This is a genomic window from Rhizobium sp. WSM4643 (assembly GCF_025152745.1).
GTDB classification, from domain to species: Bacteria; Pseudomonadota; Alphaproteobacteria; order Rhizobiales; family Rhizobiaceae; genus Rhizobium; species Rhizobium leguminosarum_I.
The window spans coordinates 1,766,414-1,788,419 of the sequence record NZ_CP104040.1; the positions used below are offsets into that span (position 1 = coordinate 1,766,414).

General features: G+C 58.7%; 24 protein-coding genes. 10 read left to right on the forward strand and 14 right to left on the reverse strand.

Annotation, left to right across the window (positions count from 1 at the left end):
- Positions 1-40: 40 nt before the first annotated feature.
- Entirely contained in the window at positions 41-634 is a 594-nt protein-coding gene (locus N1937_RS09010; RefSeq protein WP_260058358.1) for a hypothetical protein, read from the forward strand.
- Between the two features lie 140 nt (positions 635-774).
- Here N1937_RS09010 and N1937_RS09015 read toward each other — a convergent pair whose 3' ends face one another.
- Both N1937_RS09015 and N1937_RS09020 read right to left on the reverse strand, forming a co-directional pair.
- Positions 775-1,056 (reverse strand): hypothetical protein, encoded by a 282-nt coding sequence (locus N1937_RS09015; protein ID WP_162118793.1) that lies wholly within the window; start codon positions 1,054-1,056, stop codon positions 775-777.
- 691 nt (positions 1,057-1,747) lie between these two features.
- Positions 1,748-2,038: a DUF982 domain-containing protein gene (locus tag N1937_RS09020; RefSeq protein WP_017964116.1), complete on the reverse strand. Its 291-nt coding sequence runs from the start codon at positions 2,036-2,038 to the stop codon at positions 1,748-1,750.
- Between the two features lie 750 nt (positions 2,039-2,788).
- Here N1937_RS09020 and N1937_RS09025 point away from each other — a divergent pair.
- Positions 2,789-2,968, forward strand: coding sequence for a hypothetical protein (locus N1937_RS09025; protein ID WP_017964118.1), 180 nt, complete (start codon positions 2,789-2,791; stop codon positions 2,966-2,968).
- A gap of 151 nt (positions 2,969-3,119) precedes the next feature.
- Here N1937_RS09025 and N1937_RS09030 read toward each other — a convergent pair whose 3' ends face one another.
- The 6 genes from N1937_RS09030 to N1937_RS09055 all read right to left on the reverse strand — a co-directional run bounded on the left by N1937_RS09030 (position 3,120) and on the right by N1937_RS09055 (position 8,696).
- Positions 3,120-3,431, reverse strand: a complete 312-nt coding sequence (locus N1937_RS09030; RefSeq protein ID WP_170258289.1) for a hypothetical protein — start codon at positions 3,429-3,431, stop codon at positions 3,120-3,122.
- Positions 3,432-3,641: 210 nt separating this feature from the next.
- On the reverse strand, positions 3,642-4,070 hold the full coding sequence (locus N1937_RS09035; RefSeq protein WP_162118790.1) for a DUF3597 domain-containing protein: 429 nt from the start codon (positions 4,068-4,070) through the stop codon (positions 3,642-3,644).
- Between the two features lie 329 nt (positions 4,071-4,399).
- Positions 4,400-5,173: an amino acid ABC transporter ATP-binding protein gene (locus N1937_RS09040; protein ID WP_162118789.1), complete on the reverse strand. Its 774-nt coding sequence runs from the start codon at positions 5,171-5,173 to the stop codon at positions 4,400-4,402.
- A gap of 35 nt (positions 5,174-5,208) precedes the next feature.
- On the reverse strand, positions 5,209-6,363 hold the full coding sequence (locus N1937_RS09045) for an amino acid ABC transporter permease (protein WP_017964123.1): 1,155 nt from the start codon (positions 6,361-6,363) through the stop codon (positions 5,209-5,211).
- A 1-nt stretch (position 6,364) separates the two neighbouring features.
- Positions 6,365-7,567 (reverse strand): amino acid ABC transporter permease, encoded by a 1,203-nt coding sequence (locus N1937_RS09050; RefSeq protein WP_260058365.1) that lies wholly within the window; start codon positions 7,565-7,567, stop codon positions 6,365-6,367.
- A gap of 103 nt (positions 7,568-7,670) precedes the next feature.
- Positions 7,671-8,696 carry an amino acid ABC transporter substrate-binding protein gene (locus tag N1937_RS09055; RefSeq protein WP_017964125.1) on the reverse strand — a complete coding sequence of 342 codons (1,026 nt, stop codon included), beginning with the start codon at positions 8,694-8,696 and terminating at the stop codon, positions 7,671-7,673.
- 361 nt (positions 8,697-9,057) lie between these two features.
- Here N1937_RS09055 and N1937_RS09060 point away from each other — a divergent pair, with 361 nt between their 5' ends.
- Positions 9,058-10,248, forward strand: a complete 1,191-nt coding sequence (locus tag N1937_RS09060) for a cystathionine beta-lyase (RefSeq protein ID WP_170262068.1) — start codon at positions 9,058-9,060, stop codon at positions 10,246-10,248.
- Positions 10,249-10,279: 31 nt separating this feature from the next.
- On the opposite strand, the gene N1937_RS09065 is transcribed toward N1937_RS09060, so the two are convergent.
- Positions 10,280-11,434 carry an FAD-dependent monooxygenase gene (locus tag N1937_RS09065; RefSeq protein ID WP_260058369.1) on the reverse strand — a complete coding sequence of 385 codons (1,155 nt, stop codon included), beginning with the start codon at positions 11,432-11,434 and terminating at the stop codon, positions 10,280-10,282.
- A 27-nt stretch (positions 11,435-11,461) separates the two neighbouring features.
- A complete protein-coding gene (locus tag N1937_RS09070; RefSeq protein ID WP_260058371.1) occupies positions 11,462-11,707 on the reverse strand; it encodes a zinc-finger domain-containing protein in 246 nt (81 codons plus the stop codon).
- Positions 11,708-11,864: 157 nt separating this feature from the next.
- Between N1937_RS09070 and N1937_RS09075 the strand changes: the two genes are divergently transcribed.
- From N1937_RS09075 to clpA, 6 genes are all read left to right on the forward strand, one after another.
- Positions 11,865-12,650 (forward strand): alpha/beta fold hydrolase, encoded by a 786-nt coding sequence (locus tag N1937_RS09075; protein WP_260058373.1) that lies wholly within the window; start codon positions 11,865-11,867, stop codon positions 12,648-12,650.
- A gap of 128 nt (positions 12,651-12,778) precedes the next feature.
- The gene (gene cysE / locus N1937_RS09080) at positions 12,779-13,612 is read left to right on the forward strand and encodes a serine O-acetyltransferase (protein WP_011651805.1); all 834 of its coding nucleotides are present in this window, start codon (positions 12,779-12,781) and stop codon (positions 13,610-13,612) included.
- A 140-nt stretch (positions 13,613-13,752) separates the two neighbouring features.
- A complete protein-coding gene (locus N1937_RS09085) occupies positions 13,753-13,956 on the forward strand; it encodes a DUF3126 family protein (RefSeq protein WP_003539277.1) in 204 nt (67 codons plus the stop codon).
- A gap of 272 nt (positions 13,957-14,228) precedes the next feature.
- Complete coding sequence (locus tag N1937_RS09090) at positions 14,229-14,603, forward strand: phasin family protein (protein WP_017964130.1); 375 nt, start codon at positions 14,229-14,231, stop codon at positions 14,601-14,603.
- 274 nt (positions 14,604-14,877) lie between these two features.
- Positions 14,878-15,228, forward strand: coding sequence for an ATP-dependent Clp protease adapter ClpS (clpS, locus tag N1937_RS09095; protein ID WP_017988219.1), 351 nt, complete (start codon positions 14,878-14,880; stop codon positions 15,226-15,228).
- A 10-nt stretch (positions 15,229-15,238) separates the two neighbouring features.
- Positions 15,239-17,731 carry an ATP-dependent Clp protease ATP-binding subunit ClpA gene (gene clpA / locus N1937_RS09100; protein ID WP_260058386.1) on the forward strand — a complete coding sequence of 831 codons (2,493 nt, stop codon included), beginning with the start codon at positions 15,239-15,241 and terminating at the stop codon, positions 17,729-17,731.
- 87 nt (positions 17,732-17,818) lie between these two features.
- Here clpA and N1937_RS09105 read toward each other — a convergent pair whose 3' ends face one another.
- The 4 genes from N1937_RS09105 to N1937_RS09120 all read right to left on the reverse strand — a co-directional run bounded on the left by N1937_RS09105 (position 17,819) and on the right by N1937_RS09120 (position 20,861).
- Positions 17,819-18,250, reverse strand: a complete 432-nt coding sequence (locus N1937_RS09105) for an HIT family protein (RefSeq protein WP_170262092.1) — start codon at positions 18,248-18,250, stop codon at positions 17,819-17,821.
- A 55-nt stretch (positions 18,251-18,305) separates the two neighbouring features.
- Positions 18,306-19,496, reverse strand: coding sequence for a GNAT family N-acetyltransferase (locus N1937_RS09110; RefSeq protein ID WP_222290845.1), 1,191 nt, complete (start codon positions 19,494-19,496; stop codon positions 18,306-18,308).
- 178 nt (positions 19,497-19,674) lie between these two features.
- Positions 19,675-20,394 (reverse strand): glycerophosphodiester phosphodiesterase, encoded by a 720-nt coding sequence (locus tag N1937_RS09115; RefSeq protein WP_017964134.1) that lies wholly within the window; start codon positions 20,392-20,394, stop codon positions 19,675-19,677.
- Entirely contained in the window at positions 20,391-20,861 is a 471-nt protein-coding gene (locus N1937_RS09120) for a RidA family protein (protein ID WP_017964135.1), read from the reverse strand. The genes N1937_RS09115 and N1937_RS09120 overlap by 4 nt, the downstream gene beginning before the upstream one ends.
- A 136-nt stretch (positions 20,862-20,997) precedes the next feature.
- Between N1937_RS09120 and N1937_RS09125 the strand changes: the two genes are divergently transcribed.
- A complete protein-coding gene (locus N1937_RS09125; protein ID WP_017964136.1) occupies positions 20,998-21,834 on the forward strand; it encodes a cell envelope integrity EipB family protein in 837 nt (278 codons plus the stop codon).
- Positions 21,835-22,006: the final 172 nt, after the last annotated feature.

Genomic DNA, 22,006 nt, shown 5'->3' on the forward strand with positions numbered 1-22,006 from the left:
AATATGGTCAAGATCACCCTTCCTGCCCGAGGAGGTCAATATGGCGAGTGACCCTGCATTGGTGCTGTTGACCGCCGAGGAATATCGGCGGGCCTCAATTATTCTTGAAGGGGTGCCAGGAACTGCGGCTCATCTGGACCCTCGATCGCTTGTTCCAGGCATGACCTATGTTGCCTTTGCGACGGAACTTTACTTCAAGTTCCTCTTCCTTAGAGATAAGGGAAAAGACGCCCCAAACGAGCACGATCTGAGAAAACTCTTCAGAATGCTGCGACGCGATATTCAAAAAAGGATCAAAACGAAATGGGAAAGCCCTGTTGCAGGCGTTTTGATAATACGCAATCCCATAGCCGCCGCGACAAGGAAGCCTCACCCGGATTTTGACGAAACACTGCGTTTGTCAGCCAACGCATTCATTAGGCTGCGTTATGCCTACCAATATCCTCGTAGTGCACTTAATTATATCGGTGGAGATATCATGGAATGCGCGCGCGACGTAATCTATGAGGATTATCCGACTGAATATGCAGCATCGAGACTGCCACTGCCGCCCGGCGCAATCAATAAGAGCCAGATAACAGGCGTGGTCGACAAGTTGGACACCCACCCGCTTCGGCAGCCACCGAAAAAATAGCGTCAAATGCGATCCACACCCAGCAAGCGCGCGGTCTTTGTGCCTCCGCTTCCAAACCGCCAGCCGCGCCTTGAACAATGGAGCGAGGCCAAAAATAGCCACGCGACCATGGAAATTTGATAAACCTAAGTAATACAAAGTCACCGGTAGAGAATTGGTCGTGTAAACTTGGCAATAATACGAGCGAATGTGCTGGCAGCTGAAGTCCATGTGTGTGGAGTGACTACATCTATTCCAAGATGCTGGCGTCCCTTATTCGTCAATGCCAGCGTTTCCGTAAAGCCTAGGTCCCCGCCATGATACTCTTTGGAAATGAGGCCGAGCAACTCGGCTTCCACGTCCAAGGGATAATAGTGGTCTTCTACGACTTCCATCGCCCCGCCCTTGTCGGCAATCTCCTTAAGCATACCGTCAATATCCATGCGAAGGCCCTATTAACTTATCGAATTTCGGACGGCGCGATCATTGTTGTGATACTCGCGAAATCCTTACTCCTCTTGCATTTAAACAAGGGTGAATCAACTGGTAAGTATTGGTCCGGGATCAGGGGCAAGCGCACGATCAGCGCAGGATCAATGACGCCGCTGCTCACTATCGGCAGATTGCCGGCTGCGTCGCATGCACGCCAGCTCCGATCCACGCGCTGTCAGTGTAGAGCCCCGCAGTTTCCGATGCCGATGCAATATCAAAGACGCGCGCCAGTGGTGCCGGAACTGCCCGCTGCGCAGAATTGAAGGTCTGTCGGACGCCGTTTGTCGGTTTGTCGCGGCCACAACGGTGTTGTTGCTACCAATGATCGGCGTCTGATTTCTATTTCGATTCGCGTGACGCGAAAGACCATGCGGCGGCTTTCACGTATTTCATGCCTTTGACGAGGTCCAACGGGTAGCGTATTGCAGCTAGTCACTACAGGTGGGATGTCGTTTCGCCCGATATGATCCACTCACGCCCGCAGCTCGATCTGGGAGGGCTCACAGGACCAGTGCTATCCCGCATTTCCTCAGCATAGCAGGCAGGCTGCAGCTCTCCGCCATCCATCCTACCTAGCCGCAGAATTCGGCCTCGGCGATCAGCGTGGCTGCGCGCCGTTTCTGCCCGATCCAGGCGGTGATCTCAGTGAACGACCGAGAGGTAGCGGATGCCGGCTTCATCAGCCGCTCTCATCAGCGCTTCCCGCGCGGCGTTTGCGGGCGTGGTGCCGCGGATCGCGTCGAGGCATGTCTTCACCGCCACGATATACTCCTCGCCATCATCCCCAGGCCATTCGGAGATGAGCATGATGGCTGCGTCGCCGAGGGTTCTGACGACGCTGTATTTATCTTGGCCGCTCATGAGCATCCTCAGGGCGGGAAACTGATGCGATGTGTACCGATTCATGACATTTGGTCCTTGCATCATCAACATATTAGTAACCCTGCAAAAAGCGTTCCAACGGGAGCTGCTGCATGATCATCCGCGGATGGTTCCGCAACAACGGCCGGCAACGGAACGGGGAGATCGATGCAGTCGCAGAGCGGTCAAACCGATCAAACCGATCTGGGTCAAAGCGCGGCCGAGCAGATCCGAACTGGTCTTGGGATGCTTCTCGGACGGATGACAGTCTCCAATGAGGGCTGCCGTTACCACCGCACCGGAGTACACCGAGAACACGAGGTTCTCACTCCGCGATGAAGGCCACCGATCCCATCAAAAACCGTGACATGTCGTTTTACCGTTGAAATCGTAAGTTGTTGTTTTGTCGGGCGCAGCTTTCGATCGGATTATCTGGATTGTTAAAGTGCTTAGGGCTATTGCCCTTGTCCGATTGGGCAGAAATTCGAGGCAATGCCTAGACAACCAAGTGGCCGGGAACTTGTTTTAAACACATTGCCGTCCTATTGATTCTTCTATCGAAATTGCTTGTCGAGCTTGGTTTGCGCCCTTGGCGTCCCAGCTGATCTTTCCTTTCAAAATCGATTTCTGCGCCGTCCGGCAGCCGCCGGAGGGTGATTGTCATGCCGGTTGAGGGGGATCGTCATGAACGCAGGCAATTCTTTGATCGACGCAAGCCTCCGCCAAACACCCATCGTCGCTGCCTGATATGCCTTCGGTCTTTGCCCGCGGATGTCAGCGGCGCCATTCAGGCTGGGTTTTCCAGCCATTGAGGAGAATTTCATGAGCAAGACCAATGCAGAAGCACTGTTGCGTAAAATGCAGCGCCAGGTCGCCAATACCAGTGGCGGTGGCCATCTCGGCGGCACCAACTTCGGTCAGGGCAATGACGCCAAGACCTCGTCCGGAAGCGGCAATCGACCGGCAGGCAAGGGCAGGCCGCCAAGTGGCGGCAAACGCTGACGACAGCGCCGCGCGTCTTTTAAGGCGCGCAAAGGACGCTGTAGCATTTTGAAGGGCTGCATCGCGATCGAAGACAACCCCGCCATAATGGCGGGGTTTTGTTTGATGCGCCTCTGAAGGCCTACGGCGGATTGGATCTGCTCGGCTCTTCTCAGCGATCCAGGAAATGATCGAAGTAGACCTGGGGGATGGGGTAGGCGTAGACGCCCCTGTCGACGAAACTGTACCTATAGAGGCAACTTCTGAGAGCTGCGTTGTAATAGAGGCTATGCGGGTCCGTTGAGCCGCGTCGCCATGAGCCAGCCTCCGGCACGCACCGTTGAAGCACTTTATCGTATCGAGCCAGGAGCGCCGGGTCGGTATCGACCCGAATGCCGCCGTAGGACTGATAGTTTGAAGGAGATTCTGCGGCCGATATACAGCCCAGGCTAAGTGCAAGACCAACGACTGCCATCAATCTCATTGAATTTATTCCCCCTGATCGATTATCGAAGTATCGGGCAGAACGTTATTAGTTCCAGTGCCTGCGGGCAAGGCCCGCTTGTTGCGGCCTCTACATCGGCGGCGTGATCTTCCGGATGGCCGACCGTGAGAAATGAGCGAGATCATCTCGCGAAGCGCACCGGCGGCTTGAGAGCTGCCGCCACGGATGGCGGCAGCAATTTTGTACCGATCAATCCAAGAGATCGGCGGGAACCTTGCCGCCATTTTCCGAAAGCCGCTTCATCAGCGCCTTGTGCAGCCACACATTCATTTTTGCGGAATCGTTGGCGTCGCCGGTATAGCCGAGTTCAGCGGCAAGTTCCTTGCGCTCGGTTAGGCTTGCATCCATCCCAACGGCTTTCATCAAGTCCACGATCGAGTGGCGCCAATCGAGTTTCTGGCCGCTCTTCTTCACAGCCGCGTCAAGGATCGGGACGATATCGACTGTGGCGGTGGCCGGCTTGCTTTGCGGGGCAGGGGCAGCAGGCGTTGGACTGGGCGCTGCCGACGGTGAGGCAGGCGCTTGCGCCGGCTCCATCTTCGGCGCGCCGGCAGCAACGGGTTCGGCTGCTTTCGCCTCTCCGAAGATTGCATGTTTGATTTTGTCGAAAATGCCCATTCTAAACCTCCAGTTCCATCAGATGAGAACATGCTGAAACATGGACTTCCCGCCTGATATATCCAGGCGGGAGGGGAGTTATTTTTAACAGGTTCAATCCTTGGTGGAAAAGCCAATGCCGCGTGTGATCGATCTCGAGGAAGAACTCCGATCGGATTATTCGCCGCCTCCCGCTGAACATGCAAAACCCGCCGAGCCAGCGGCTCGGCGGGTCTTTTCAAAGGATGCTTCGATCTAAAACATGCAAAAGTGAGCAGCGGTTTGCGACAACATGCGTAAAAACAAGGGCCTAAAGCGCGGGGAGAGAATCCGAAAGATCGTGACCCGCTTTAGTGCAGGATCTGGCTGAGGAACAGCTTGGTGCGTTCGTGCTGCGGATTGTCGAAGAACTCGGCCGGTGAATTCTGCTCGACGATCTGGCCCTGGTCCATGAAGATGACGCGGTTGGCGACCTGGCGGGCAAAGCCCATTTCATGCGTGACGCAGAGCATGGTCATGCCTTCCTCGGCAAGACCCACCATGGTGTCGAGCACTTCCTTGATCATTTCGGGATCGAGCGCCGAGGTCGGCTCGTCGAACAGCATGATCTTCGGGTTCATACACAGCGACCGGGCGATCGCCACGCGCTGCTGCTGGCCGCCGGAGAGCTGGCCCGGATATTTGTTGGCTTGCTCCGGAATCTTGACCCGCTTGAGGAAGTGCATGGCCACTTCTTCGGCTTGCTTCTTCGGCATCTTGCGGACCCAGATCGGCGCCAGCGTGCAGTTTTCGAGGATCGTCAGGTGCGGGAAGAGGTTGAAGTGCTGGAACACCATGCCGACTTCGCGCCGCACTTCGTCGATCTTCTTCAGGTCGTTGGTGAGCTCGGTGCCATCGACGATGATTTTGCCCTTCTGATGCTCTTCCAGGCGATTGATGCAGCGGATCATCGTCGACTTGCCCGAGCCCGACGGACCGGCGATGACGATACGCTCGCCACGCATGACCTTCAGGTTGATGTCGCGTAGCACGTGGAAATCGCCGTACCACTTGTTCATGTTGACGATCTCTACCGCCACTTCCGTCGCGGAAACGGTGAGCTTTTTCGCTGGAGCTTCAGCCATGACTATTTTCCCTCATTTTTATCGTTTTAGCGTTCTTATCGTTTGTGGCCGGTATCGAGATGGCGTTCCATGAAACCTGAATAGCGCGACATGCCGAAGCAGAACAGCCAGAAGATGAAGCCCGCGAAGATCAGACCCGTGATCGGCGTGACAGCGCTTGCCCAGTTGGCATCTGAGAAGTTCAGCTTGACGATGCCAAGCAGATCGAACATGCCGATAATGGTGACCAGCGACGTGTCCTTGAACGTTCCGATGAAGGTGTTCACGATGCTCGGGATCACCAGCTTGATGGCCTGCGGCATGATGATCAGCCGGGTCTTCTGCCAATAGCCGAGGCCAAGTGAATCGGCGCCTTCGAACTGTCCCTTCGGGATCGCCTGAAGGCCGCCGCGGATCACTTCCGCCATATAGGCCGACGTGAAGATCGACACACCGATCAGCGCCCGAAGCAGTTTGTCCACGTTCCAGCCTGTGGGAAGGAAGAGCGGCAGCATGACACTTGCCATGAACAGAACGGTGATCAGCGGAACGCCTCGAATGACCTCGATGAAGGTAACGCAAAGCATCCGGATGACGGGCATCTTCGAGCGGCGTCCCAGCGCGAGCAGAATGCCGCAGGGTAAAGAGACGGCAATACCGACAAAGGATAGAACGAGCGTCACCATCAACCCGCCCCAGAGCGGAGTATCCACCACTTCGAGGCCGAAGCCGCCGTGAAGAAGCCAGAAGGCGAGGACCGGCAGGACGGCGAACAGAAGAATGGCGTTCATGCCCTTGCGCGGCGCCGACGGGATCAACATCGGGACCAGCAGCAGAATGAACAGGATCCCGACGATCGCCGGCCTCCAACGCTCACCGAGCGGATAGCGGCCGAAAATAAACTGATCGTACTTGGCGCTGATGAAGGCCCAGCATGCACCGCTCCAGCCGTCAGGCTGGATGCCGCCCTGGATCGTCGTCGCGCAGAATGTGCGGTCCGGGCCTGACCATACGGCCTGGATGAACAGCCAGTTGACGAGATGCGGCACGGCCCATGCGATGAGCGCAAGAGCCAGGATCGTCAGGATCACGTCCTTCGGAGTTGCCAGGAGATTGCGGCGTATCCAGGCGACGGCCCCCGTCTCGCCGGGGGGCGGCGGTTCGGCGGCAAGGATGGACGTTCTGACAAAGGGTTTATCGGCGACCGACATCTTATCTCTCCACCAGTGCCATCTTGGCATTGAACCAATTCATGAACAGCGACGTGAGAATGCTCAAGCTGAGATAGACGATACCCCAGATGCAGACGATCTCGATCGCTTGACCGCTCTGATTGAGGATCGTGCCGCCGACGGCAACGAGATCCGAGAAACCGATCGCGATGGCGAGTGAGGAGTTCTTGGTCAGGTTCAGGTACTGGCTCGTCAGCGGCGGGATGATGATGCGCAGCGCCTGCGGCACCACGACAAGTCTCGTCACGCTCGATGGATGCAGTCCCAGCGCACCGGCTGCTTCGGATTGTCCCTTTGCGACGCCGCGAATGCCGCCGCGAACGATCTCGGCGATGAACGAGGCTGTATAGAAGGACAGGGCGAGAAACAGCGACATGAATTCGGGGCCGACGACGGAGCCGCCCGTGAGATTGAATTTTCCGGCAATCGGAACGTCGAAGGTGAGCGGAAAGCCGGAGACAACAAAGACCAGCAATGGCATGCCGACGATCAGCGCGATCGACGTCCATACAGTGTGGAACGGCTGGCCGGTTGCGGCTTGGCGCTTGTGGGCCCAGCGCACGATGATGATGGTGGCGACAATCGCAATCAGCAGGGCGATGCCGACCGCTATCATGCCTGTCTCAAAGATCGGCTTCGGGAAGGCTAGTCCTCTGTTGTTGAGGAACATGTTGAACGGCAGACCCACCGACTCGCGCGGCTGCGGCAAGACGGAGAGAACGCCGAGATACCAGAAAAAGATGACAAGCAGCGGCGGAATGTTGCGGAAAACCTCGACATAGACCGTGCAGAGCTTGGCAATCAGCCAATTGCGCGACAGCCGGCCGATCCCGATCAGGAAGCCGATGATGGTCGCCGTGAATATCCCGGTCACCGCCACCAGCAAGGTATTCAGAATGCCGACGAGAAGCGCGCGCGCATAAGTCGAGTCACTCGAAAAGCTGATCAGCGACTGGCCGATTTCGAAACCGGCGCGACCGCGAAGAAAGCCGAAACCCGATGCCGTATTGCTGCGGGCAAGGTTCACGGCGGTGTTGTGGGCCACCCACCACACAAAGCCCACGAGAACAACGATTGTTAGAACCTGGTAAAATATGCTCCGGTATTTCGGGTCGTACATTGCCGACCGGAAACTCCAGCCGGTGCCATGCAAAGGTGTCGTATCCACAGCCTCATGCGTCATGCCGCGCCAATCCCCTTGTGCCCGTTTTCGGGCTTTCTTTTTAGCTTTTTGGAAGCGGGAAGGCGGCTTGGCCGCCTTCCCGGTATTTCATGCCAGGGCTCGATTAACGAACCGGCGGTGCGTACTGGATGCCGCCCTTGTTCCACAGGGCATTCAAGCCGCGTGCGATCTTGAGGGGGCTACCCTGACCGATGTTGCGTTCGAAGATTTCGCCATAATTGCCGACGCCCTTGATGACATTGGCGGCCCAATCATTGGTCAGGCCGAGGTCGGTGCCGATCTTGGTATCGGCCTCGCTGCCGAGGAAGCGCTTGATATCCGGGTTCGGCGAGTTCTTCATCTCGTCGACATTTGCCTGGGTAATGCCGAACTCTTCGGCATTGATCAGCGCATAAGCCGTCCAGGAAACGATGTCGAACCACTGGTCGTCACCCTGACGGACGGCCGGGCCAAGTGGCTCCTTCGAGATGATCTCAGGAAGGATGACGTGTTCGTCGGGATTCTTCAGCGTCAGACGCAACGAATAGAGACCGGATTGGTCGGTCGTGTAAACGTCGCAACGACCGGCGTCATAGGCGGCGTTGACCTCAGGAAGATTTTCGAAGACGACCGGATTGTACTGCAGATTGTTCGTCTTGAAGTAATCGGCGAGGTTCAGTTCGGTAGTCGTGCCTGACTGTACGCACACTGCGGCGCCGGAGAGTTCGAGAGCCGACTTCACGTTCAGGCCCTTGCGCACCATGAAGCCCTGGCCGTCGTAATAGGTGACAGGACGGAAGTTGAAGCCGAGTGCGGTGTCGCGATTGATCGTCCAGGTCGTATTGCGCGAGAGAACGTCGATTTCGCCGGACTGCAGAGCGGTGAAGCGTTCCTTCGCATTTGTCGGCGTGTATTTGACCTTGGTGGGGTCGCCGAACACGGCCGAAGCGACGGCCTTGCAGAAGTCGACGTCGAAGCCGGCCCAATTGCCGGAAGCGTCAGGTGCGGCAAAGCCGGTAAGGCCGGTATTGACGCCGCACTGAACGAAACCCTTTGCCTTGACGTCTGAGAGAGTGGTGGCGGAGGCGGCCGAGGCGCCAGCTGCCAAAACTGCTGCGCCGATGGCGGCCGACAGGAGCTTATTTTTCATTTTCCCAACCTTTTCCGTTGTCTTATCTTTTCTTGTGGAGAGTGCGTGCGAACAATCCGTGCCGCCTCCCCATTGTCTCGACACCCTCCCGGCGCGAGTGACCCTATCACAGTCGCAAATGTCACTATGGTCAAGTGTCGCGCCCAATAATTGCCGCAAAATTCAGAATTTTGGTAGATTGCGCTGCATTCGTGGGCGGCTGGCTATGAAATAGGCGTCCGGTTGCGGAAAAATAACGCGAAAATCGAAATTTCCATCATTTCGGATCGTCGCCTGCAACCGATCTTCAAGGGGTTGACCCGAAACGGCGGGGCGTCCAAAAGTCTGGTTTCGCGACCCTTCGCCAAAGGCTATTCCCGACATGAAAGACAAAGACAGCTTGCTGCAGAATGCCGGCATCAACACCCGCCTGACCCATATCGGCAACGACCCGTTCGACTATCACGGCTTCATCAATCCGCCGGTCGTGCATGCCTCGACTGTGTTGTTTCCGAATGCACGGGCGATGGAGACGCGCACGCAGAAATACACCTACGGAACGCGCGGCACACCGACGACGGATGCGCTCTGCGAGGCGATCGACGCGCTCGAAGGCTCGGCCGGCACGATCCTCGTCCCCTCGGGCCTTGCGGCCGTCACCATTCCGTTCCTGGGTTTCGTCGCTGCCGGCGATCATGCGCTGGTGGTCGATTCGGTCTATGGTCCGACGCGCCATTTCTGCGACACGATGCTGAAGCGCCTCGGCGTCGAGGTGGAATATTACGATCCGGAGATCGGCGCCGGCATCGAGACGTTGTTCCGGTCGAACACGAAGCTCGTCCATACCGAGGCCCCGGGCTCCAATACCTTCGAAATGCAGGATATTCCGGCGATCTCGGCGGTTGCGCACCGCCATGGCGCCGTCGTCATGATGGACAATACCTGGGCAACGCCGCTCTATTTCAGGCCGCTCGATCACGGCGTCGACATCTCGATCCACGCATCGACGAAATATCCGTCCGGCCATTCCGATATTCTGCTCGGAACGGTTTCGGCCAATGCCGAGCATTGGGAGCGGCTGAAGGAGGCAAACGGTGTGCTCGGCATCTGCGGCGCACCCGATGATGCCTACCAGATCCTGCGCGGATTGCGCACCATGGGCCTGCGTCTCGAGCGGCATTATGAAAGCGCGCTCGATATCGCGGAATGGCTGGAGGGCAGGGAGGATGTCGCCCGCGTGCTGCATCCGGCCCTGCCGAGTTTCCCCTCCCACCATATCTGGAAGCGCGATTTCAAAGGTGCCAGCGGCATCTTTTCCTTCGTGCTTGCCGCCGATGGTCCCGAGAAGTCCAGAGCAAAGGCGCATGCCTTCCTCGACGCGCTCAGGATTTTCGGTCTCGGCTATTCCTGGGGCGGCTATGAAAGCCTCGCCTTGCACGCCTATCTCAACGATCGCACGGTCGCCAAGGCTCCGACGGACGGTCCGGTCATCCGCCTGCAGATCGGCATCGAGGACGTGGCCGACCTCAAGGCCGATATCGAGAGGGGTTTTGCCGCCGCAAGCGCCATCTGATCGGACACGATTTGAAGTCGCTGGCAGCGGCTCACGGCAGATCTGCAGCCCGATAGCCGTAGATCCAGTCGAGATCTGCCGCCAGGCTTAGCGGCGGCTTGAGGCCGAGCACGAGATCGCGGCCGATCCGGATCGGCCCTTTCGCATGATAGGCAAACCGGTTGAAGGCGCCGCGCTGGCGAAGCTTCGCGATGCGCGGCGCGCGATGTCGTTCGAAGAGCGCCAGTGCTTCCGCCACGGGACGGTTCGAAAGAAATGCGGCCAGTTCATAGGCGTCTTCGATCGCCATCGCCGCTCCCTGGGCGGCAAACGGCATCATCGCATGTGCGGCGTCGCCGATCAGAACCGTCTTTCGGCCGTCCTGCCATGCGCCTGATGTGGTTTCGAACAGTGGCCAGAACGTCAGCTTCCTATTTCGGCTGAGTAGCGAGACGATCGAGGCGTTCCAGCCGGAAAGGCGCGCCCGCAGCTGCACCCGCTGCTCGGCCGTCGGCTCGCTTTGCCAGGCCTGCGGCGCGATATTGCTGGCGGTGATCGCCACCATGTTGAAGCTGCCGGTCTCCCTGAGCGGATAGCAGACGAGATGTGCCGAGCCGCCGAGAAAAGCCGAAACGCTTGCCCGGTCGAGGAAACCAGGCGCCTCATTTTCGGGAATGGTAAAGCGGTAGGCGATATTGCCGGAAAAGCGCGGCGAGGGGCTGCCCGGAACGAATTGCCGAAGCTTCGACCAGACGCCGTCGGCGCCGATGATGACATCGGCCGCCCGCTCGAAAGGCGGTAGGGTCGAGTCCATCCGCACGCCGAGGTGAAGCCGGCAGAGCGGATCGGCCGTAACCGCATCCAGAAGGGCTTTTTGCAATGTGGTGCGGTGCAGGACGCCATAGGGAGCGCCCCAGCGTTCCCGCGCGAATTTGCCGGCCGGCACCGTCGCGAGCTGGCGAAGCGAACTGCCTGATATCAGCCGGATCGCGTCCGGCTCGAGCCAGACCTTTGACAGTCCCTCAAGGATACCGAATTCGGCAAGGATGCGGGAGGCGTTCGGCGAAACCTGCAATCCGGCGCCAATGTCGGTGAGTTCGCCCGCCTGCTCGAAGATCTCCGAACTGATACCCCGGCGCGAAAGCGCAAGCGCAGCGGTCAGCCCTGATATGCCGGCGCCGATGATGGCGGCATGTTCGATCGGCATTGTCCGTCCGATCCGGATCTGGACGGGTCAGGCCGCCTTCACGTGGAAAACGCAACCGGCCGGATTGGTCTGGCTGGGCTTGAGCGCGGAATCGAAACGATAGAGCGTCGAGCAATAGGAACAGACCTTCTCGTTGTCGTCGCCCATGTCGATGAAGATATGCGGATGATCGAAGGGAGCCGAAGCGCCGGTGCACATGAATTCCTTGACGCCAACTTCGATAACGCTGTGACCGCCGTCGTTCTGGAAGTGGGGAATGTTGTGGCCGGCCATGTCGCTCTCCGAATGCTTTGAAATGTGCGCGAACCTTATAAGCCTTCGCCGCAAATGTGTAGAGCCAAACCGCCGCGCCAGGCACAGTTTTTAGCCACAGTTTTTGGCTTCACGATGAAAGGCCGCTCGACTATGGTCGCGCCAAAAGGAAGGCCCGATGAATCTGAATACACCCGCATTTTCAAGCTTCACCCATGATGGATTGCAGCTCGCCTTCTTCGATGAGGGCGATCCGGCCGGTATGCCCGTGTTGTTGATCCACGGCTTTGCCTCGACCGCTAACGTCAACTGGGTGCATCCGGGCTGGCTGAAGACGCTGGGCGATGCCGGCTACCGGGTGATCGCCATGGACAATCGCGGCCACGGCGCAAGCGACAAGCCGCACGATGCCGAAGCCTATCGTCCATGGATCATGGCCGGCGATGCGGTCGCGCTGCTCGACCATCTTGGCATCCCGGAAGCCAATGTCATGGGCTATTCGATGGGCGCGCGTATTTCCGTCTTTGCCGCACTTGCCAATCCCCATCGGGTCCGTTCGCTGGTGCTCGGCGGCCTCGGCATCGGCATGACCGACGGCGTCGGCGATTGGGACCCGATCGCCGATGCGCTGCTGGCGCCCTCGCTCGAGGCGGTGACGCATGCCCGCGGCCGCGTGTTCCGCGCCTTCGCCGAGCAGACGAAGAGTGACCGCGTCGCCCTTGCCGACTGTATCCGCGGCTCGCGCGATCTCGTTGCCCGCTCCGATATGGCCAAGCTCGACATGCCGACGCTGATCGGCGTCGGCACCAAGGATGATATTGCCGGCTCGCCGCAGGAATTGGCGGAGCTGATGCAAAATGCCGAGGCGCTGGATATTCCGGGCCGCGATCATATGCTCGCCGTCGGCGACAGGGTTTTCAAGCAGGCGGTGCTGGCCTTCTATGCAAGGGTCGCCCATCGCTGACAACATCGTGATGCCGAAAAACCATGCTAAAAAACCATGGCGACGGCACCCATTTATGTTATTGGCGTTTTCCTTTATATATTGGCATTCCGAAAACGGCATTCCTTCCGGCAACGAGGAGAGCGGCGATGGTCGCAAAGACTGACATCCGTGCTTTTGAGACAGGCCATCCGCTGAAGGTGATGGACCCCATCTGGGACAGCCTGCGCGAGGAAGCCCGGCTCGCCGCCGAACGGGATCCGGTTCTCGCCGCCTTCCTCTATTCTACGGTGATCAACTACCATTCGCTCGAGGAATGCGTCATCCACCGCATCTGCGAACGTCTCGATCATCCCGACATGCAGGCGAACCTCCTGCGCCAGACCTTCGAGGAAATGCTTCTCGACTGGCCTGACTGGAGTTCCATCCTGCGCGTCGATATCCAGGCGATCTATGACCGCGATCCCGCATGCCTGCGCTTCATGGAGGCGGTGCTTTATTTCAAGGGCTTCCATGCGCTGCAGACACACCGTCTCGCCCATTGGCTGCTGAACCGCGGCCGGCGTGATTTCGCCCTCTATCTGCAGAGCCGCTCTTCCAGCGTCTTCCAGACCGACATCAATCCGGCCGCCCGGATCGGCAAGGGCATCTTCCTCGATCACGCCACCGGCCTCGTCGTCGGCGAGACGGCTGTCATCGGCGACAACGTCTCGATCCTGCACGGCGTCACACTCGGCGGCACCGGCAAGGAGGGCGCCGACCGTCATCCGAAGATCGGCTCCGGCGTCATGATCGGCGCCGGCGCCAAGATCCTTGGCAATATCGAGATCGGCTACTGCTCACGTGTCGCAGCCGGCTCCGTTGTCTTGAAGGCGGTGCCTCCCAAGAAGACGGTGGCGGGCGTTCCGGCTAAGGTCGTCGGCGAGGCCGGTTGTTCCGAGCCGTCGCGCAACATGGACCAGGTGATCGGCGCCGATATCTGAGCGCCCGTTGGAAACAGGGATAGGAGAAATCGGCGGGATCCGAGCGAGGAGGGCCATGAGCAGACGGCAACCTTGCCTTTACACCGCTGCATTTCCTGTGCAAGAAGCGGCCAATCAAGACCGCTTACGGAGATGACAGAGTGAAGCCAGAAGAAATCAAGAAGCTCGACGCCTATTTCAAGCGCATGTTCAATCCGCAGATGATCGTCAAGGCGCGTCCGCGCAAGGATGATTCTGCGGAAGTCTATCTCGGCGAAGAATTTCTGGGCGTCGTCTATATCGATGACGAGGACGGTGACCGCTCCTACAACTTTTCGATGGCGATCCTCGACGTCGATCTCTGATCGCGTTCGACTAATTTAGCTGAGCCGGGCGGCACGATCCGCCCGGTTTTTTTGTCTTTTGTGCTCACGAGTAAAATTCTTTTTAAAGCTTATAGTTGCAACGTCGGCCCATATATTAGCGAAATCCGTTAAAGACGTACGTGCCCCGGGACATCGGCTTTGTTTTATTATTGTCATGCAACCCAAAGAGGTGTTGCATCGCACAAGACTACTTGACTATTTGTGCATTGCAGCTACCCTGCGGCCATCAACAGCCCAACGGAGGATGGCTCATGTTCAACTTTGACGATGCTAACAAAAAGAGCAAGGAAGCCGTCGACACGGCCCTGAAAACCTATTCCGACACGACCAAGGGCTTTCAGGCGATCGCCGCCGAAGCCACTGAATATTCGAAGAAATCCTTCCAGGACGCAGTGACGCATTTCGAAACGCTGGCCGGCGTCAAGAGCTTCGAGGCGGCCTTCGAGTTGCAGACGAGCTACGTCAAGGCGTATTTCGAAGGCTTTGTCTCCGAGACGACGAAGCTCAGTGAGATGTATGCCGATCTCGCCAAATCAGCCTACAAGCCCTATGAAGCACCGATCGCCGCTGCCGTCGTCAAGAGCGCCAAGTCGGCGCCGTCGGCGGCGACGCCTGCTGCTGCATGAACTGATTTTGACGCGCAACCTGCGCTACATATTGAAAAATGAGGACCGGCTACGCATCTGTAGCCGGTCTTTTTGTTTCCACTTTCGCTGCAGCGCCCGCATGGGATCGACCGGGGACTTTTTTGGTCTTTCCCGTGCATGCGGCCATTTCTTGATTGCAGTGTCTGACAGGGGGCTTAAAATCAGCCTATTATGAACTAAGTTAGTGTTTCAGATATTCGGCGGGAAAAGCACCCTCCCATGCTCCGCTGGATTGCTTGAGGAATGAATGACAATGATCGCAAAGCCGATCCGGATGCAGAACGACAGCGAAAGGAACGGGGACAACGCAAATCGAACCTCGGTCATCACGCGCACCAAGCCGAAGACCAAGAAGCCCAATCTTTATCGTGTGCTGCTTTTGAATGACGACTACACTCCCATGGAATTCGTCATCCATATTCTGGAGCGTTTTTTTCAGAAGGATCGTGAAAGTGCCACCCGCATCATGCTCCATGTCCATAACCACGGCGTTGGCGAATGCGGAATATTCACATACGAGGTAGCGGAAACGAAGGTCAGCCAGGTGATGGACTTCGCCCGGCAGCACCAGCATCCGCTGCAATGCGTCATGGAAAAGAAGTGAGGATCTGAACGTGCCAACATTTTCGCCTAGTTTAGAGAAGGCGCTCCATCAGGCACTGACCTTTGCCAACGAGCGGCACCACGAATACGCGACGCTCGAGCATTTGCTGCTTGCCCTGATCGACGATGCCGATGCGGCCGCGGTCATGGGTGCCTGCAATGTCGATCTCGACGCGCTGCGCAAGACGCTCGTCGAATATGTCGATAACGAACTTTCCAACCTGATCACCGGTTATGACGAGGATTCGAAGCCGACCTCCGGCTTCCAGCGCGTCATTCAGCGTGCGGTCATCCACGTGCAGTCGTCCGGCCGCGAAGAGGTGACCGGCGCCAATGTGCTCGTCGCGATCTTCGCCGAGCGCGAAAGCCATGCCGCCTATTTCCTGCAGGAGCAGGAGATGACCCGCTACGATGCCGTCAACTACATCTCCCATGGCATCGGCAAGCGCCCCGGCGTTTCGGAAGGGCGCCCCCCGCGCGGCGCCGAAGACGAAGCGGAAAGCAGCAAGCCGACGGCGCGCGGCGGCGAGGAAGAGGGCGGCCCCAAAAAGCAGCAGGACGCGCTCAAGGCCTACTGCGTCAATCTCAACGAGAAGGCCAAGGGCGGCAAGATCGATCCGCTGATCGGCCGTCACGCTGAGGTGAGCCGCACGATCCAGATCCTGTGCCGCCGTTCGAAGAACAATCCGCTCTACGTCGGTGATCCCGGCGTCGGCAAGACGGCGATCGCCGAAGGCCTTGCCAAGCGCATCGTCGAAGGCAAGGTGCCGGAAGCGCTCGCCGATGCGACGATCTTCTCGCTCGACATGGGCACGCTCTTGGCCGGCACGCGCTACCGCGGCGATTTCGAGGAGCGCCTGAAGCAGGTCGTCAAGGAACTGGAAGAATATCCGGGCGCCGTGCTCTTCATCGACGAGATCCACACGGTGATCGGCGCCGGCGCCACCTCGGGCGGCGCGATGGATGCATCGAACCTCCTGAAGCCGGCCCTGTCATCGGGCGCGATTCGCTGCATCGGTTCGACAACGTACAAGGAATACCGCCAGTTCTTCGAGAAGGACAGGGCGCTGGTCCGTCGTTTCCAGAAGATCGACGTCAGCGAGCCGTCGATCGATGATGCGATCGAGATCATGAAGGGCCTGAAGCCCTATTTCGAAGAGTATCACCACCTGCGTTATTCGAACGATGCCATCAAGTCGGCCGTCGAATTGTCGGCCCGCTACATCTCCGACCGCAAGCTGCCCGACAAGGCGATCGACGTGATCGACGAAACCGGTGCGGCCCAGATGCTGCTGCCGCCGTCGAAGCGCCGCAAGCTGATCACCGAAAAGGAGATCGAGGCGACGGTCGCCACGATGGCGCGCATTCCGCCGAAGACCGTCTCCAAGGACGATGAAGCCGTGCTCGCCAATCTCGAGCAGGAACTGCGTTCGGTGGTCTACGGCCAGGATATCGCGATCGAAGCTCTTTCGACCTCGATCAAGCTGGCGCGTGCCGGTCTTCGCGAGCCGAACAAACCGATCGGCGCCTATGTCTTCTCCGGTCCGACCGGCGTCGGCAAGACCGAGGTGGCAAAACAGCTGGCATCGTCGCTCGGCGTCGAACTCCTGCGCTTCGACATGTCGGAATATATGGAGCGGCACACGGTTTCGCGTCTGCTCGGTGCACCTCCCGGCTATGTCGGCTTCGACCAGGGCGGCCTCCTCACAGATGGCGTCGACCAGCACCCGCATTGCGTGGTCCTGCTCGACGAAATCGAGAAGGCGCATCCCGACATCTACAATATCCTGTTGCAGGTCATGGACCACGGCACGCTGACCGACCATAACGGCAAGAAGATCGACTTCCGCAACGTCATCCTGATCATGACGACCAATGCGGGCGCATCCGAAATGGCCAAGGCTGCAATCGGCTTCGGTTCGTCCAAGCGCACCGGCGAAGACGAGGAGGCGCTGACCCGTCTCTTCACGCCGGAATTCCGCAACCGTCTCGACGCGATCATTCCCTTCGCGGCGTTGCCGACGGCGGTCATCCACAAGGTCGTGCAGAAGTTCATCATGCAGCTGGAGGCCCAGCTTTCCGAAAGGAACGTCACCTTCGACCTGCACGAGGATGCGATCGCCTGGCTGGCGGAAAAGGGTTACGACGAGAAGATGGGCGCCCGCCCGCTTGCGCGCGTCATCCAGGATACGATCAAGAAGCCGCTCGCCAACGAAATCCTCTTCGGCAAGCTGAAGAAGGGCGGCGTCGTCAATGTCAGCGTCGGCCCCAAGGAAGACGGCAAGCCCGGCATCGTGCTCGAAGCCATTTCGGAAACGGCGCCGATCAAGCCGAAGCCCGAAGCCGAGGTCGCCCACCCCGAAGTCGACGGCGAGGATGACGGTGAGCTGAAGACGAAGGCGGCCCGCAAGGCGCGCGCCAAGACAGCCCCGCGGGCCGAGCCTGAGGTTCGCGACGCTCCGAAGAAGGGAAGCGCGGTTCCGAAGGTTCCACGCAAGAAGTAAGATAGTGTCACCGAATTGGAAAAAGGCCGCGTCACCGCGGCCTTTTTTGGTTTTCGGCTCGTTCCATCGCTTTGGCTGATATCGACCTTACGCCAGCGCTGCCCTGATCTTTTCGGCATTGGCGGCCAGCACGGCACCGTCCTCCATCTTGCCGGAATGCGGCTTCAGGGCGGTGCCCTCAAGCCGCGGGATGACGTGGAAATGCAGATGGAACACCGTTTGCCCGGCGGCCGGTTCGTTGAACTGGGCGATGAAAACGCCGTCGGCGTCGAAAACATCCTTGACCGCATTGGCGACCTTCTGGACGACGGTAATCGCACGGGTAAGGGTGGCGGGATCGGCATCGAAGATATTGCGCGACGCCGCCTTCGGAACGACGAGCACGTGGCCCGGCGCCTGCGGCATCACATCCATGATCGCGACGGTATGCTCGTCTTCATAAACCCGGTGCGAAGGGATTTCGCCGCGGAGGATCTTGGCGAAGATGTTGCTGTCGTCATAGGCGGCTGGGCTGGTCATCACGAAAATCTCCTCGTTTCCAGATTATTCGGGTAGCGCGACCATTGCGGCGGCGTCAATCCTCCTGCTGACGCTCGCCCTTGCGGAACGGGCTATGCTCGCTCAGCAGCTCGCTCATCTGTTCGACGTCGGTGCGCTCGCGGGCGAGATAGTCGCCGATCGCCCGGCGAAGGCCGGCATGGGCGACATAATGGGCGGAATGCGTTGTCACCGGCAGGTAACCGCGGGCGAGCTTGTGTTCGCCCTGCGCGCCGGCCTCGACCCGTTTTAACCCTTTCGAAAGAGCGAAGTCGATCGCCTGGTGATAGCAGACCTCGAAATGCAGGAAGGGGTGATCCTCGACGCAGCCCCAGTGACGGCCGTAGAGCGTATCGCCGCCGATGAAGTTGATCGCGCCGGCGACATAGCGCCCGTCGCGCTTGGCCATGACGAGCAGGACGTCGTCGGCCATGCGTTCGCCGATCAGCGAATAGAACTTACGGGTGAGGTAGGGCCGACCCCACTTGCGCCCGCCGGTATCCATGTAGAACTTGAAGAATTGATCCCAGATGCGTTCTGTCAGGTCGCTGCCGGTCAGCCAGTCGATGCTGATACCGTTTTCGAGTGCGGCGCGACGCTCCTTGCGCAACGCCTTGCGTTTGCGCGAGGCAAGCGTTTCGAGGAATTCCTCGTGATTGGCATAGCCGTCATTGATGAAATGGAACTGCTGGTCGGTGCGGTGCAGATAGCCGTCCATCTCGAAGACGCCGATCTCATCATCTGGCACGAAGGTGATATGGGCCGAGGAGATGCCGAGCCGGCGCACGACCTCCTTCAGGCTTTCGGCGATAGCGCTCTGGATCGGAAGCCGCCGCAGCCCCTCGGCGACAAGAAGACGCGGGCCTGTCGCCGGGGTGAACGGGATCGAGCACTGAAGTTTGGGATAATAACGCCCGCCGGCCCGCTCGAAGGCGTCGGCCCAGCCATGGTCGAAGACATATTCGCCCTGGCTGTGGTTCTTGAGATAGCCGGGCAGGGCGCCGACCAGTTCGCCGCGATCGGTCTCGAGCAGCAGGTGGTGGCCGAGCCAGCCGGTCTCGGCGTCGGCCGAACCGGATTCCTCCAGCGACGATAAAAAGGCGTGCGAAACGAAGGGGTTGTAGGTAAGCGTACTGCAGGTTTTGGATGCCCCGGAAAGCCTGGACCAACTCTCCGGGGGAATCGCGGTGAAGGAGCGTTCTACGCGAATGGATAGTTCTTCATTCATGGGGCAAATGGAAGCCTGTGGGAGGATAGTCTCAGCTCTGCCTTACGGCGCCGCACGTCTTTCACACGCGCAAAGGACGCTGTAACACTTTGAGTTGCTGCATAATTTTATCCCCAATTCGATCCGATTTAAGGAATTATGCAGCAGTCTGCGCATGATCTTGGCCAAAAAGCGAGCGTCAAGCAGCCACGCGCGGATCAAAGCCCTCGAAGGTCATCTGGTCTGCATTGGCGAATGTGCGTCGGCGCCCCTCGTCGTCACGCACCGTCCAGGTGATGACGGGAATGCCCTTTTCGCGTTCGCCCGTGATGAAGGCATTCGGCAGGTCGTCATAATAATAGGAGATGAAATCGAGACCGATCGCCATCGCCTTCGCATGCGTGTTGAACTCTTCCGGCGTGTTGCCGTTGGCGGTCAGGCCGAGCGGGTAGGGTGAGTCAAGCGCCTTCAGATCGCGAAGCAGCCAGTGGTCGAAGCTCATCAGCGCCACCTTGCCCTCATAGCCCTGAAGCACTTCGAGGACGGATTCCGCGAAACCTTCGTCATCGGCCTCGCGGCCCTTGAGCTCCAGCACCAGCGGCACCTTGCCCTTGACGAGGTCGAGGAGCTGGCGCAGCGTCGGCACCTTGTCGCTGGTGCCGCCGACGGCGATCAGTCCGAGTTCCCTGGAGGTGCGCTCGCGGATGTCGCCGCTGAGATTGCACAGGCGCTGCAAGTCCTCGTCGTGAAAGATGACCGGCACGCCGTCGGAGGCGTAATGCAGGTCGCATTCGATCGCAAAGCCCGCTTCGACGGCACGCGAGAATGCCGAAAGCGTATTTTCCCAGATATGGGTGTTGAGATCGTGATAGCCGCGATGGGCGACCGGCAGGTCCCTGATCCAGGCAGCATTGGTCATTCGGCGATTTCCATGATAGCGTCTATCTCGACGGCGGCGTTCAACGGCAGGGCGGCCATGCCGACAGCAGCACGCGCATGTTTGCCGGCTTGGCCGAGCACGCCGACAATCAGGTTCGAAGCGCCATTGATAACGAGATGCTGCTCAATGAAGTCGGGCGCCGAGGCGACGAAGCCGTTCAGCTTGACGACGCGCCGGATACGGCTGAGTTCACCGCCAAGTGCCGCCTTCGCCTGGGCAAGGATGTTGATGGCGCAAAGTTCGGCGCCGCGCTGGCCCGTTGCGACGTCGACGGTCTTGCCGAGATGGCCCGATACGGCGACCTTGCCGCCTTCGAGCGGTAGCTGGCCGGAGATGTAGAGGAGATTGCCGCTGATGACATAGGGAACGTAATTTGCAGCAGGTGCTGCGGCTTCGGGCAGGGTTATCCCCATCTCAATCAGGCGCGCTGCTATTTCATCGGACATTTTCGCCTCCGCTTTTGTTGTCAATTCTTCTAAAATTATGCATCAAGACTAGAATCTTTAATATGACAGTTTCGAGCCTCGATTTGGCCGAAAGCGTTCTTATAACATCGCGAGCGAGTCCAACAGGAGTTAGTGAATGTTCCGATCGAGTCTTGTCGCTCTGCTTCTTGCCAGCGTTTCCGCCAATGCATGGGCGGCTGCGCCCGCGGTAAGCGCTGCGATCGCGACCGGCCTCGTCGCACATCGTGCGGTCTACGATCTGGAATTGAAGGACGCCTCGGACCGCTCTGGCATCGCCGCCATGTATGGTCGCATGGTCTATGAGTTCGATGGCAGCTATTGCCAGGGCTTCACCACCAATTTCCGCTTCGTGACGCAGATCGACACCGGCGACAACGTTCGCGTCAGCGACCAGCAGACGAAGACCTTTGAGAACCTGAAGGACGGCAAGTTCACCTTCGACACTAAGTCCTTCACTGACGACCAGCTCGACAAGGAGGTCAACGGTGCGGCTCAGGATCAGCCGGATGGTGTCAAGGTCGATCTGACGCAGCCGGCGAGCCGCGAGCTGCAGCTTTTAGAAAGCCGTTTTCCCACAGAACATATGCTCGACGTGATCCAGCACGCCAAGGACGGCAAGCGCTTCTTCGAGGCGCGAGTCTTCGACGGTTCGGACGACGGCGACAAGTCGCTGGTGACGACGACGATCGTCGGCAAGCAGGAGACGCCGATCGCCGAGGAAACCGATGCCGGTAACGCCGGCGCTTTCTCCAAGACGGCCTTCTGGCCGGTAACGATCGCCTATTTCAACGAGAGTGCGAAATCCGATGCTTTGCCGGTCTACCGCATGTCGTTCAAGCTTTATGAGAACGGCATCACCCGCGACCTGACGATGGATTATGGCGACTTCGTCCTGACCGGCAAGCTCGCCAAGCTGGAGCTGCTCGACCGCAAGGCCGAGGTTTGCAAATAGGCGACGAGATCTCGCCTGTCATAAAACTGTATCATAAAATTCACTATGGTTCGGCGATCAGCGATGACTGAGTCGCCGTCTGTCGTCCTGCTTTTCGGGTCGGTGCGATCCGAGCGGCCAAGCCATTGCGATGACGTCTATCTGTCAGACCGCGTAGACCATTACGCATCGC